14 protein-coding genes are annotated in these 13321 nt (G+C 69.7%); all 14 read right to left on the bottom strand.

The features are described 5' to 3' along the window. Positions 1-359: 359 nt before the first annotated feature. Positions 360-668, bottom strand: a complete 309-nt coding sequence (locus ABGB12_RS06345) for a DUF2469 domain-containing protein (protein WP_347675316.1) — start codon at positions 666-668, stop codon at positions 360-362. Next, entirely contained in the window at positions 658-1395 is a 738-nt protein-coding gene (locus tag ABGB12_RS06340; RefSeq protein WP_347675315.1) for a ribonuclease HII, read from the bottom strand. Before ABGB12_RS06340 ends, ABGB12_RS06345 begins: the two co-directional genes overlap by 11 nt. Before the next feature lie 92 nt (positions 1396-1487). Next, the gene (lepB, locus tag ABGB12_RS06335; RefSeq protein WP_347675314.1) at positions 1488-2366 is read right to left on the bottom strand and encodes a signal peptidase I; all 879 of its coding nucleotides are present in this window, start codon (positions 2364-2366) and stop codon (positions 1488-1490) included. A gap of 211 nt (positions 2367-2577) precedes the next feature. Further along, complete coding sequence (gene rplS, locus ABGB12_RS06330; RefSeq protein WP_347675313.1) at positions 2578-2931, bottom strand: 50S ribosomal protein L19; 354 nt, start codon at positions 2929-2931, stop codon at positions 2578-2580. Between the two features lie 106 nt (positions 2932-3037). Next, positions 3038-3814 (bottom strand): tRNA (guanosine(37)-N1)-methyltransferase TrmD, encoded by a 777-nt coding sequence (gene trmD / locus ABGB12_RS06325; protein ID WP_347675312.1) that lies wholly within the window; start codon positions 3812-3814, stop codon positions 3038-3040. A gap of 3 nt (positions 3815-3817) precedes the next feature. Beyond that, entirely contained in the window at positions 3818-4318 is a 501-nt protein-coding gene (rimM, locus tag ABGB12_RS06320; RefSeq protein ID WP_347675311.1) for a ribosome maturation factor RimM, read from the bottom strand. A gap of 3 nt (positions 4319-4321) precedes the next feature. Further along, complete coding sequence (locus ABGB12_RS06315) at positions 4322-4564, bottom strand: RNA-binding protein (protein WP_347675310.1); 243 nt, start codon at positions 4562-4564, stop codon at positions 4322-4324. Continuing rightward, complete coding sequence (gene rpsP / locus ABGB12_RS06310) at positions 4565-4996, bottom strand: 30S ribosomal protein S16 (RefSeq protein ID WP_347675309.1); 432 nt, start codon at positions 4994-4996, stop codon at positions 4565-4567. A gap of 211 nt (positions 4997-5207) precedes the next feature. Then, a complete protein-coding gene (gene ffh, locus ABGB12_RS06305) occupies positions 5208-6749 on the bottom strand; it encodes a signal recognition particle protein (protein WP_347675308.1) in 1542 nt (513 codons plus the stop codon). A 375-nt stretch (positions 6750-7124) separates the two neighbouring features. Next, positions 7125-9377, bottom strand: coding sequence for a [protein-PII] uridylyltransferase (locus ABGB12_RS06300; protein ID WP_347675307.1), 2253 nt, complete (start codon positions 9375-9377; stop codon positions 7125-7127). 86 nt (positions 9378-9463) lie between these two features. After that, on the bottom strand, positions 9464-9802 hold the full coding sequence (locus ABGB12_RS06295; RefSeq protein ID WP_347675306.1) for a P-II family nitrogen regulator: 339 nt from the start codon (positions 9800-9802) through the stop codon (positions 9464-9466). Then, complete coding sequence (locus ABGB12_RS06290) at positions 9799-11091, bottom strand: ammonium transporter (RefSeq protein ID WP_347675305.1); 1293 nt, start codon at positions 11089-11091, stop codon at positions 9799-9801. Before ABGB12_RS06290 ends, ABGB12_RS06295 begins: the two co-directional genes overlap by 4 nt. 246 nt (positions 11092-11337) lie before the next feature. Further along, positions 11338-11907 carry a hypothetical protein gene (locus ABGB12_RS06285; RefSeq protein ID WP_347675304.1) on the bottom strand — a complete coding sequence of 190 codons (570 nt, stop codon included), beginning with the start codon at positions 11905-11907 and terminating at the stop codon, positions 11338-11340. Between the two features lie 227 nt (positions 11908-12134). Then, complete coding sequence (ftsY, locus tag ABGB12_RS06280; protein WP_347675303.1) at positions 12135-13283, bottom strand: signal recognition particle-docking protein FtsY; 1149 nt, start codon at positions 13281-13283, stop codon at positions 12135-12137. Positions 13284-13321 lie beyond the last annotated feature (38 nt).

The raw sequence follows: 13321 nt of genomic DNA, 5'->3' as shown, positions 1-13321 counted from the left end.
GGAAGAATTTGGATGCGATAGCACCGGATCTTAAGCACTGGGAAAGGAGCTACAGCCGTTAAACGGGAGCATCACCCGAATTGTTATTCCATGTGAGCGAAAAGTTCATGTCAGTGATTTTGGACACTGACTCGACCACGCCTCTCGCCAGGGAATGACCTCGCACGCCTGGCATTTTTGTCGAGAAGGTTTCCAACTTCTCTCCGCGCAGGAGTAACCGCCCCGTCACCACACCAGGAGCCACATCCGCTCTTCCGGGGCCCCGGAATGGCACATCTCAAGATCAATGCTGCAAATCAAGATCGCAGACGAGAGTAAATCAAGATCGAGAAATTCTCGCCAAGGAGGATGCAGAGAGGTCAGCTGGGGAGCTGAAGGTCCGGCTTGGCCAATTCCTCCACATTGACATCATGGAAAGTGACTACCCGGACATTCTTAACGAAGCGCGCGGGGCGGTACATGTCCCAGACCCAGGCGTCCTGCATGACCACCTCGAAGTAGACCTCGCCGTTGTCCAGGCCGCGCACCTGGAGGTCCACCGCATTGGTGAGGTAGAAGCGGCGTTCCGTCTCGACCACGTAGGTGAAGAGCCCGACGACGTCCCGGTACTCGCGATAGAGCTGGAGCTCCATCTCGGTCTCGTACTTCTCCAGGTCCTCAGCGCTCATCGTCCCCTCCCACCTGTTCATTCTTCCCCAGCGGCATGCCCCGTCCCACTCCCATGAGGGGCCGGGATCCGCCCCCGGTCCTCGAGACCACGTTCGAGAACGAGAAACGGTGCTCCGGGCAGGGCCCGTGCAGGCTGAGCGCTGCCATGTGCTCCGGGGTGTTGTACCCCTTGTGGACGTCGAATCCGTACGCGGGATGGGTGAGGTGGAGCTCAGCCATGATCCTGTCCCGGGTGACCTTGGCGACCACCGAGGCCGCCGCTATACAGGCCACCACACGGTCCCCCTTGATCACCGGCAGGCTCGGGACCTCCAGTCCCGGCACACCGAAACCGTCGCTGAGCACGTACGACGGGCGGACGGGCAGCGCCGCCAGCACCCGGCGCATCCCGGTGATGTTGCTGCGGTGCAGCCCCGCCCGGTCGAGTTCGGCGCTGGGGATGACCAGTGCCCGCCACACCGCCCTGGCGGTGATCTCCTCGTAGAGGGCCTCTCTCCTGGCCGGGGTGAGCAGTTTGGAGTCCGCCAGCCCCTCGATCCTGAGCCCGTCGAGGATCACGGCGGCCACCACCAGCGGCCCCGCGCAGGCGCCGCGGCCCGCCTCGTCCACCCCCGCCACCCGGCGGAACCCGCCGTGCGCCAGAGCCCGTTCGTAGCCGTACAGCCCGGCGTCCCGGCGCGGGGTGAACCGCAGGGGACGCCTGATCTCCGAGATCGCTGAGATCACTGCAGGCACCGGTAGTGAAGGCTGTGCATACCCGGAACCATACGCCCACCGCCGGGCATCCGCCCAACACCCTGTGGACGGCCGCCCCCGGTTCAGGAACGCGGCCTGCGCCGCGCCCACACCACCGGAACCGCGGCCGCCAGGCCCAGCGCCGCCGGGGCCGAGCCCAGCGCGGCCTCGCCCAGTCCCGGCTGCCGGAAGGTCTCCGGAATCTCCAGCATCTGCCAGTGGGAGACCGGCCAGATCACCACGAAGGCCCGCCCCACCACGCTCTCGATCGGGATGGTGCCGCTGCCGCTGTCGGCCTGGTGGCCGCGGGAGTCCCAGGAGACCTCACGGTGGTCCCCCATCACCCACAGCCGTCCCGGAGGCACCACGACGTCGAACTTCTGCGACGACGGGATGTTCTGTTCCCCGGTGTCCGGGTCGGTGTAGAGGTAGGGGGCCTCGTCCAGGGCGACCCCGTTCACCGTGATCCGCGCCGTCTTCTTGTCGCAGCACACCACGTGGTCGCCCGGAAGGCCGATCACCCGCTTGATGTAGTCCTTCTCGCCGGGGACGATCCCGAACGCCGTCCCCACCGCCCGCAGGCCCTTGACCACCGGGTTGGACGGCTCGGACCCCTCGACCGCCGGATCCCAGCTGTCCAGCCCGCTGAAGACCACGATGTCGCCGCGCTCGATGTCCCGCAGGCGGTAGACGAGTTTGTTGACCAGCACCCGGTCGCCGATCTGGAGCGTGCTCTCCATCGACGCCGACGGGATGTAGAAGGCCTGGACGACGAACGACTTGATCACCAGGGCCAGGACCAGCGCGACCCCGATCAGCAGTGGCAGCTCCCGCCAGAAGGAGCCCCGCTTCTCCGAGGGCTCCTCGTGTTCCCGCACGTCGTCGGCGGGATCGTCGGACCCGCCTCCCTCGCCGGGCGCCGTCTGCTCATCGGGGGCCGGTCCCTCGGTCTCGGAACGCACTTCTCTCCGATCCTCTGCGGGCGCGGGCCTGTCGGCCCTGCCGCCGGACCGCCCTCCCTCGTCGTCACTCATCAAGGAACGAGCCTAGCGCCGCCCGCCCCCAGGCGAAGATCGAGGAAGGCTCCAGAGTCCCCAAGAAGATCCCCAAGAACGGCCGAACGCCCGGCCCCCATGGGACCGGGCGTTCTCGCAGATCTTCGGAGGAAACCCCTCAGAACTCGCGCTTCTCCTTGATGCGGGCGGCCTTGCCCCGCAGGTTGCGCAGGTAGTACAGCTTGGCGCGGCGCACGTCACCGCGGATGACGACCTCGAGCTTCTCGATGGCCGGCAGGTTCAGCGGGAAGGTCCGCTCCACGCCGTAGCCGCCCTTGCTGACCTTGCGGACGGTGAAGGTCTCGCGGGCGCCGCCGCCCTGACGGCGGATCACGACGCCTTCGAAGATCTGGATACGGCTGACCTTGCCCTCGGTGATCCGCACGTGCACCTTGACGGTGTCTCCGGGGCGGAAGTCCGGCAGGTCCGACCGCAGCGCGGCCTTCTCGATCTCCTGGATCAGGGTGTGCATGACTGTCCTCGCTGCTGAGCTGGCCCGTGCCGTGAGAGGCCCCAGGGTCAGGCGATGGGGGCGTCAGGCCGGGAACGAATGAGAGCGCGCGAAAGCGCGCGACGCTCTAGTCTGCCACAGGATCGGGGTGCTCGGCCAAATCGAGCGACTCCAGCAGCCTGCGGTCGTGCTTGTCCAGGGCCTGCGGGTCCAGGCCGGCCAGCAGGTCGGGGCGCAGGGCGGCGGTGCGCCGCAGCGCCTCGTCGCGCCGCCAGCGCGCGATCTTCCCGTGGTGGCCGGAGGCCAGCACCGGGGGCACCTGGAGCCCCCGCCACACCGGCGGCTTGGTGTAGACGGGGCCCTCGACCAGGTTCTCCATCCGACCGGGTGCGAAGGAGTCGTCGCTCACCGACTCGGCGTTGCCCAGCACCCCCGGCACCAGCCTGCTGATCGCCTCGATCATGACGAGCACCGCGACCTCTCCGCCGGCCAGCACGTAGTCGCCGATGCTCAGCTCGTCGACCTCGACCACGGAGGAGTAGTGCGCCATGACACGCGAGTCGATGCCCTCGTACCGGCCGCAGGCGAAGACGAGGTGGGGGGAGGCGGCCAGCTCGACGGCGACCTTCTGGGTGAACCGGCGCCCGGACGGGGTGGGCACCACCAGCCGGGCCCGCGGCGTCAGGACGTCGTCCAGCGCCTGGCCCCACGGCTCGGGTTTCATGACCATGCCGGGCCCGCCCCCGTAGGGGGTGTCGTCCACGGTGCGGTGCCGGTCGTAGGCCCACTCCCGCAGGTCGTGGACGCCGAAGGAGAGCAACCCCCGGTCCTGGGCCTTGCCCAGGAGGGAGGCGGACAGCGGAGTGAAGTACTCCGGGAAGATCGTGATGATGTCGAAGCGCATGGGCTAGTCGAAGAGCCCGCCCGGCGGGTCGACCACCAGTCGGCCGCCCTCGACGTCCACCTCGGGCACGATCGCGGACACGAAGGGAACCAGCTTGTCCCCCTGCCCGGTGTCGATCACCAGCAGTTCCTGCGCGTGGTGCAGGACCTCGGAGACCGTGCCGATCTCCTCGCCGGCGGTGGTGACGACCTTCAGCCCGACGAGCTGGTAGTCGTGGAACTCGTCCGGGTCGGACGAGGGGAGGATCTCCGAGGAGTCGATCACCAGCCAGGTGCCGCGCAGCTCCTCGGCGCGGTTGCGATCAGAGATCCCCACAAAACGGACAACGAGCCGACCGCTGTGCCAGCGGGCGGTGTCGACCGTCAGGGGACCGGCCGTCACGGGATCCGTGGTGAGCGTCGCACCCGGAGCGAACCGGGTGTCCGCGTCGTCAGTACGGACGTCGACGGTGAGGTCGCCGCGGATCCCGTGCGGTTTGCCGATCCGGCCCACTACCAGTTGCACTGGTCAGCGAACCTCGTTGACGTCGAGCAGGTCCACCCGGACATAGCGGCCTCCGGAGAGGGCGCCCATGACCGTGCGGAGGGCCTTGGCGGTACGACCGCTGCGGCCGATCACTTTGCCCAGGTCCTCAGGGTGCACACGCACCTCGAGGACCCGGCCACCGCGAATCCGCTTGGCGTGAACCCGGACATCGTCAGGGTGTTCGACGATGCCGCGCACCAAGTGCTCGAGCGCTTCTTCGAGCACTTAGGCCTCGCTCGGGGCTTCGGCCTCGTCGGCCTTGGGCTCGGCCTTCTTCTTGGCCTTCGGCGTGGTCGCCTCGCCGCCGTCGAGGTTCGCGGCCTCCTTGGCGGCGGCGGCGAAGGTCTCGGCCTTGTCCGCCTTGGGCGCGGCCGTCTTCAGGCTGCCCTCGGCACCGGGCAGGCCCTTGAACTTCTGCCAGTCACCGGTGATCTTGAACAGCTTCTCGACGGACTCGGTCGGCTGCGCGCCGACGCCGAGCCAGTACTGCACCCGCTCGGAGTCCACCTCGATCAGCGAGGGCTCCTGCTTCGGGTGGTACTTGCCGATCTCCTCGATCGCCCGGCCGTCACGCTTGGTGCGGGCGTCGGCGACGACGATGCGGTACTGCGCGCCACGGATCTTGCCGAGACGCTTGAGCTTGATCTTGACTGCCACGGGTGTGGTAACTCCGGTTTCAGTAACAGGAGAACAGCCTCCGTCCGTGTGGGGTACGAACCGGGGCTGCTCGGATGGACTCCGGGCGTCAGAGCGAGAGAGGGCGCCTCACGTACCGGGTTTCCAGTGAACCATTGTGCCAGATCTCCGTGACTACTCCGTCACGCCGCTCCGGCACCGCGCCCGCCGTCTCGCTCCAGGACCCGAAGATTCAGCGCTTCTTACCCAGGTCACCCAGGTCGGGCAGCTGGAAGCCGGGGGGAAGCTGCCCGGGCAGGCCGCCGCCGAACGCCGGGGGCAGGCCGCCGGCCTGCTGGGGCTGGGCCTGCTCCTCCTTGGCACCCGGGCCCAGGGCCCGCTTGCGCGGGTCGCCCGAACGCTGCTTGCCCTTCTTGGCCTTGACCTGCTTGGCCGCCTTGCGCCGGGTGCCCGGCATCCCGGGGATGCCCATGCCCCCGGCCATGGCCTTCATCATCTTCTGGGCCTGGAAGAACCGGGTGACCAGGGAGTTGACCTCCCCGACGGTGACGCCGGAGCCCTTGGCGATACGGGCCCGGCGCGAACCGTTGATGATCTTCGGGTCGCTGCGCTCCCCCGGGGTCATCGACCGGATGATCGCGGCGACCCGGTCGAGGTCCCGGTCGTCGATCTGGTTCACCTGCTGGCGCATCTGCCCCATGCCGGGCAGCATGCCGAGCAGGTTCCCGATCGGGCCCATCTTGCGGATCATCATCATCTGGTCGAGGAAGTCCTCGAGCGTGAAGTCCTCGCCCGACGCGAGCTTGTCGGCCATCCGGGCCGTCTGCTCCTCGTCGAACGTGCGCTGGGCCTGCTCGATCAGGGTGAGGATGTCGCCCATGTCCAGGATCCGGCCGGCCATCCGGTCGGGGTGGAACAGGTCGAAGTCCTCGAGCTTCTCACCGGTGGACGCGAACATGATCGGCCGCCCGGTGATCTGGCGGACCGACAGCGCGGCGCCGCCCCGGGCGTCGCCGTCCAGCTTGGTGAGCACGACGCCGTCGAAACCGACGCCGTCCATGAAGGCCTGGGCGGTGTTGACCGCGTCCTGGCCGACCATGGCGTCGACCACGAACAGCACCTCTTCGGGCTCGGTGGCCCGGCGGATGTCGATCGCCTGCTGCATCATCTCGGAGTCGATGCCCAGGCGGCCCGCGGTGTCGATGATCACCACGTCGTGGAGGGAGCGCTTGGCCTCGGCGATGGAGGCCTGCGCGACGCGCACCGGGTCGCCCACGCCGTTGCCGGGCTCGGGGGCGTACACCGCGACCCCGGCCCGCTCGCCCATCACCTGGAGCTGCTGGACGGCGTTCGGGCGCTGGAGGTCGCAGGCGACCAGCAGCGGGGTGTGGCCCTCTTCCTTGAGCCAGCGGGCCAGCTTGCCCGCGAGGGTGGTCTTGCCCGCGCCCTGCAGACCGGCGAGCATGATCACGGTCGGCGGGGTCTTGGCGAAGCGGATGCGCCGGGTCTGGCCGCCCAGGATCTCGATCAGCTCGTCGTTGACGATCTTGACGACCTGCTGCGCCGGGTTGAGGGCCTGGGACACCTCGGAGCCGCGTGCCCGTTCCTTGACGCGGCCGATGAAGTCCTTGACCACCGGCAGTGCCACGTCCGCCTCGAGCAGCGCGACCCGGATCTCCCGCGCTGTGGCGTTGATGTCGGCCTCGGACAGCCTGCCCTTGCTGCGCAGGTTGGTGAAGACCGAGGTCAACCGATCGGAGAGATTCTCGAACACTTGCCCGTCCTAGCCCGACGCCTGATGCGAACTCTCCAAGCCTATCCGCCGCGTGCGGCGCGTCGTGCGCCCTCGGCCGGGCGCGTACGGGGCACCGCGCCCCTCACCCGTCCTCGGGGCCGGCGGAGGGGTCCGGAACCGGACGCAGCGAGACGGTGAGGACCAGCGGGGCCAGCAGCGCGCCCAGGGACACGATGACCGAAAGGGCGCTCCATGACATGTCCGAATTCCTTCCCGTGGTGCTCTTCCGCGGGAAGGAACTCTGGGTCCGCCCGGCGACCGGGAAGGAGGTGGGAAATGTCCTCCCGCCCTCCACCAGATGAATAGCCGACTAATAGCGACATATCAGCTTTACCACTACCACACATGATCGGATCACCCGAGAGCCGCGAGAATCCGCTCCTGGATCTCGGTGAGCGTCGTGGAATCCGAGACCGGCGCTCCTTCCCCGTCCACCACGTAGAAGACGTCGACCGCCTCGGAGCCCAGCGTGTCCACCTTCGCCGCCCTGATGTGCAGCCCGAGCTCGCCGAAGACCCTGCCGATGCGCCACAGCAGCCCCGGACGGTCGGAGGCGCGCACCTCCACCACCGTCGCGGTCCGCGATGCCTCCTCCACGATGCGCACCTTCGGCGGCGCCACCGGCACCCCCCGGCGCCCCCGGACGGACGCCGCCCGCTTCTCCAGCCGGTCCGCGACGTCCAGCCGCCCGGCCAGCACCCGGCGCAGGTCCGCCTCGATCGAGGCCGGATCCGGCGGACTGCCGAACTCCGGCTGCGCGGTGAACTCGATCACCGCGTTGCCGCCGCCGTGCGAGAACGTCCGCGCCGTCCGCAGCACCAGCCGGTGCAGCGCCAGAACCCCGGCCGCCTGCCACAGCAGCCCCTGGCGGTCGGCCGCCACGACGGTGACGGTCAGCGCCCCCCCGGTGTGCTTGGCCCACGAACCCCGCACCGAGGTGCTGCTCACCCTCACGGCCACCCCGTCGTGCCGGGCCAGCGCCAGCTGACCCGCGGTCGGCTCGGGGGTGCGCGGCGGCGCGTCGCCCTGCAGCAGCTTGTCGGTACGCCGCACCAGCTCGTCGATCAACCGGGCCTTCCAGCCTCCCCAGGCCGCGGGTCCGGTCGCGCCGGCGTCGGCGACGGCGATCGCGTGCAGCAGCTCCAGCACCACCGGGGAGCCCACGGCGGTCGCCACGGTCCCGATCGTCAGCGGATCGTCCAGATCACGCCGGGTGGCGGTGTCGGGCAGCAGCAGATGGTGCAGGACGACCCGCTCCAGGATCTCCACGTCCTCGGGCGGGAAACCGAACCGGGCCGCGAGGGGCCGGGTGTACTCCGCGCCCACCACGGAGTGGTCCCGCCCGGAGCCGTCCTTGCCGATGTCGTGCAGCAGCGCGCCGACCAGGAGCAGGTCGGGCCGTGCCACCTCGCGGGTCAGGGCCGCGGCGCGGGCCGCGGCCTCCACCAGGTGCCGGTCGACGGTGTACTTGTGGACGGCGTTGCGCTGCGGCCGGTTGCGCACCCGCGACCAGTCGGGGATCATCCGCACCACCAGGCCGGCCTGGTCGAGCGCCTCCCAGGCCCCGATCGCGGCGGGGCCCGCGCCCAGCAGCGACACCAGCGCGGTGCGCGCCCGCTCCGGCCAGGGGACGGACAGCCCGGTGAAGGACCTCGCGAGCTGCTCCACGGTCGCGGGCGCCAGCGGAAGCCCCGCGTGCGCCGCCGCGGCGGCGGCCCGCAGCGGCAGAGACGGATCGGAGAGGTCCGCGTCGCGGGCCAGGACGGCCTCCCCCGCGAACTCCACGAACCCGTCGGCCAGCGGACGGCGTTCGCTCCTGCTCTGCGACGTGCCGTGCCGTTCGACGTGGCGCCAGACCTGCTCACCGGCGTAGGTGATCGTCCTGGCGCATTCGGCCACCGTCTCCAGCAGCTCGTAGGCGTCCTTCAACCCCAGGTGCTCGGCGACGGGATCCTGCTCCTGCAACAGGAGCCTGTCAGCCGAACGCCCGGTGACCGCGTGCAGCGCATGGCGTATCTCCAGCAGCCTCCCGTAGGCGGCCTTGACCCGGGGGCCCGGCGGCGGCACCACCCAGGTCGCCACGACCGCCTCCATCACGTGGACGTCCCGCAGCCCCCCGTGGGCGTCCTTCAGATCCCCCTCCAGCAGGAAGGCCAGCTCCCCCAGCCGCTCCCAGCGTTCCCGGGTCATCCGCGCCAGCTCCGGCAGCCGGGTCTTCGCGGCGGCCCTCCAATCGGCCAGGACGGCGCCGCGCACCTCGTCGGCCAGCTTCGGATCCCCCGCGATCAGCCGGGTGCGCAGCAGCCCCATCACCGCCTTGATGTCCTCGGCCGCGACGTCACGGGCCTGGCGGACGGTGCGGACGGAGTGGTCGAGCTCCAGGCCCCGGTCCCAGACCGGGTACCAGAGCTTCTCGGCGAACTCCCCGATGTCCCGCCGGTCCTCGTGCAGCAGCACCAGGTCGAGGTCGCCTCCGGGGGTCAGGTCGCCCCTGCCGAAGCTGCCGACGGCCAGCAGCGCCACCCCCGGCTCGTCTCCCACCAGGCCGGCCAGCCAGGCGTCCAGTTCGGCGACCCGTGCCGCGCGCTCGTCCGCGAAACTCCGCAATTCCCTTTCTCCTCCCGACAGAGTTAGGGGCGTCCCGGATCTGCTCCGGAACGCCCCTGCGCTCTCCCCCGAACCCGCTGCCCCGCTTAGAGGGCCTCGGCTCCGGTCTCTCCGGTCCGCACGCGGACGACCGTCTCGACCGGGGTCGACCAGACCTTGCCGTCGCCGATCTTGCCGGTCTGCGCGGCCTTCACGACCACGTCGATGACTTCTTCGGCGTCCTCGTCCTCGACGAGGATCTCCAGGCGGATCTTCGGTACGACGTCGACCTTGTACTCGGCGCCGCGGTAGACCTCGGTGTGGCCCTTCTGCCGGCCGAAGCCGCTGGCCTCGCTGACCGTCATCCCCTTGACCCCGAAGGTCTCCAGGGCTGCCTTCACGTCGTCGAGCTTGAAGGGCTTGATGATCGCCGTGATGAGCTTCATGCGTCGGCCTCGACCTTCTTGATGTCCCCGGCGATCGGGGCGGCGGTGGAACCGCCCAGGCCGCTGGTGCTGGAGGTGTTCAGATCATAGGCGCTCTCCGCGTGCTCGACGATGTCGATGCCCGTGACCTCGGCCTCTTCGTCGACCCGGAAGCCCATGGTCAGGTCGAGCACCTTGCCGAGGATGAAGGTCACCACGAAGGAGTAGGCCATCGTCGCGCCGACCGCCATCGCCTGCTTGCCCAGCAGCGTGGCGCTGCCGTCCGACAGGAGGCTGTCCGCGCCGAGGGCGGCGGAGCCCCACACGCCGATGGCCAGGGCGCCGATGATGCCGCCGACCAGGTGGACGCCGACCACGTCGAGCGAGTCGTCGTAGCCGAGCTTGTACTTCAGGCCGACCGCGACGGCGCAGACGGCGCCGGCGACCAGGCCCAGGACCAGGGCGCCCAGCGGGGTCATCGTGGCGGCGGCCGGGGTGATGGCGACCAGGCCGGCGACGATGCCCGAGGCGATGCCCAGCGTGGTGGCGGCGCCGTCACGCAGCTTCTCGACCATGATCCACGTGAACCCCGCCGCACCGGTGGCGACGATGGTGTTGACGAACGCCAGGGAGGCGGTCTCGTTGGCGGCCAGGGCCGAGCCGGCGTTGAAGCCGAACCAACCGAACCACAGCAGACCGGCGCCGAGCAGGACGAACGGCAGGTTGTGCGGACGCATCGGCTCCTTCGGCCAGCCCTTGCGCTTGCCCAGGACCAGGGCCAGCGCCAGCGCGGCGCAACCGGCGTTGATGTGGACGACCGTGCCGCCGGCGAAGTCCAGCGCGCCGAGCTTGAAGATCCAGCCCTCGCTGAACCAGACCCAGTGGGCGATCGGCAGGTAGACCAGGGTGATCCAGATCGGGACGAACACGCACCAGGTCATGAACTTGGTACGGTCCGCTATGGCGCCGCTGATCAGCGCGACGGTGATGATGGCGAAGGTCGCCTGGAAGGCGACGAAGGCCAGGTCGGGGTAGCCCTCGCCGGTGGCCTCGAGGCCGACCAGGCCCCAGACGTCCAGGCCGCCGAAGAAGGCGGGGACGCCTCCCTCGCTGCCGAAGGCCACCGAGTAGCCCCAGAGCACCCAGACCATGCTGACGATGCTCATGCTGACGAAGCTCATCATCATCATGTTGAGCACTGACTTGGCCCGGCTCATGCCGCCGTAGAAAAAGGCGAGTCCTGGCGTCATCAGAAGGACGAGCGCTGCGCTCGTCAAAATCCAGGCTGTATTGCCGCTGTCGATTTCCATCTCGGAGAGCGCCCTCCTGTGCGGGTTTTCCGTTCGCCGAGAAGACTCTTCCCTGGCGGTTTCGCCCGGGGGGCACCGATGTTTCCGACGTGTGAAACATGCCTCATCGATGTTTCTTAAGTGTTTCCGTTCTCGCACCGTTCCGAAAGCCTTCCGCGAAGGCGTTCCGGTGGCCCTGAGCACGGAACCGCCGCCCTCCTGAGGCTCCGGAGGCCTCGGAGGGCGGCGATCGGGTACGGTCCCGGCTCAGCCCCGGTCGCCCGGGGACGGGCCCTGCCGTCCGGTGCTCTGCCCGGTGCTCTGAGATGTGGTGCCGGCGCCCGGCGAGGACCCCTGGTGGGTGCCCGGTTCCACCCATTCCATACCGGGGACCGCCTCGGACGGCCGGTTCCCGCGCATGCTCATGTAACCCCAGACGGCCAGGGCGGTCAGCACGATGCCGGAGGCCATGGACAGGTACCAGCCGGCGTCGAGGCCGGCTCCGGCCCTGGCCAGGACCCCCGCCTGGGTGTCGCCCAGGACGGAGGGGACGTTCAGGGCGTCGCGGAAACGGAACCCGAAGACGGCCGTGGCGATGAAGGCGAGTGCCCCGCAGAGCCCCGAGGCCAGCAGCAGGGCACGGCGGTCCACCTCCTCCAGGAGGAGGGAGGCCAGGGCGAGGGCCCCCGCCGCGACCGCCAGGACCATGGCGAGCCTGCCCTCCCAGATCCGGACGCCGTTGAGCGTCGCCGCGCTGAAGAAGGTGACGCTCACCCAGGGGAGCAGCGTGCCGATGATCAGCACTCCCGCGGCGACGGCGGCGCCTCTGGACGCCACTTCAGAGGTTCGTTCCGCCGCGCTGAGCTGTGGCATCGCGCCCATCCCGACCGACGTTCCCTCGGCCGTGGCGCCATGCGGTCTCCTGGTGCGTATGGCCATGCAGATCAAACCCCCGAATCCCTGGCACCTACTGACAGCCGTGGGCGGCCGCCGGCACCGCGGACGGCCGCCTTTCCTTTCACGGAATCACAGATCGACCGGCCGGAGGCCACGGAAGGGTCCCGCTATCCCAAAATGGCGTCCACGAAGGCCTCGGGGTCGAACGGGGCGAGGTCGTCCGGGCCCTCGCCCAGCCCGACCAGCTTGACCGGCACCCCCAGCTCGCGCTGGACGGAGATGACGATGCCGCCCTTGGCGGTGCCGTCGAGCTTGGTCAGCGCGATGCCGGTGACGTTCACGACCTCGGCGAACACCCGGGCCTGGGTGAGCCCGTTCTGTCCGGTGGTGGCGTCCAGCACCAGCAGCACCTCGTCGACCGTGGCCTGCTTCTCGATGACCCGCTTGACCTTGCCCAGCTCGTCCATCAGGCCGGTCTTGGTGTGCAGGCGGCCGGCGGTGTCGACGATGACGGTGTCCACGCCGTCCTGGATGCCCTGCTTGACCGCCTCGAAGGCGACGCTGGCCGGGTCGGAGCCCTCCGGGCCCCGGACCACCCGCGCGCCGACCCGCTCGCCCCAGGTCGTCAGCTGCTCGGCCGCCGCCGCGCGGAAGGTGTCGGCGGCTCCCAGCAGCACCTGCTTGCCGTCGCCGATCAGCACCCGCGACAGCTTGCCGGTGGTGGTGGTCTTGCCGGTGCCGTTGACGCCGACGACCATCACCACGGCCGGATGCCCGCCGTGCGCGTCCACATGCAGCGCCCTCGGCAGGTCGAGGCCGATCTGGGCGACGAGCTGCTCCCGCAGCAGCGCGCGGACCTGGTCGGGCGTGAGCTGCCCCGTCACCTTCACCCGGGTGCGCAGCTCGTCCACGATCATCCGGGACGGCGCGACGCCGACGTCGGCGCTGATCAGGAGGTCCTCGATCTCGTCCCAGTCGTCGTCGGTGAGCGACTCGCGGGACAGCAGGTTCAGCAGGCCCTGGCCGAGGGTGCTCTGCGAGCGGGCCAGCCGGGCGCGCAGCCGCTGCAACCGGCCCGCGGACGGGGGCGGCAGCTCGATCTCGGGCACCACCACCGGTTCGGCCAGCGGCGGGCGTTCGGCGGGCCGGGTGACGACCGCCGTCTCTTCCTCGGCCGGCGGCGCCGGTCTGGTGATCGTCGGAGCTTCAGGCGGTGCCTCCAGCGTTCCCGGGCCCGACCGGGACCTCAGCAGGGCGACCATCCCGCCCACGGCCAAGATGACGAAAAGCGCGATACCGAGAATCAGATATTCCATAGCCCGTCCAGTCTCGCAGACTCAACCCGACCGCTGAT

Source organism: Actinocorallia sp. B10E7, from assembly GCF_039871655.1.
Taxonomy (GTDB): Bacteria; Actinomycetota; Actinomycetes; order Streptosporangiales; family Streptosporangiaceae; genus Actinocorallia.
The sequence above is the reverse complement of the archived record's forward strand: the minus strand, read 5'-3'. Positions and strand labels throughout refer to the sequence as shown.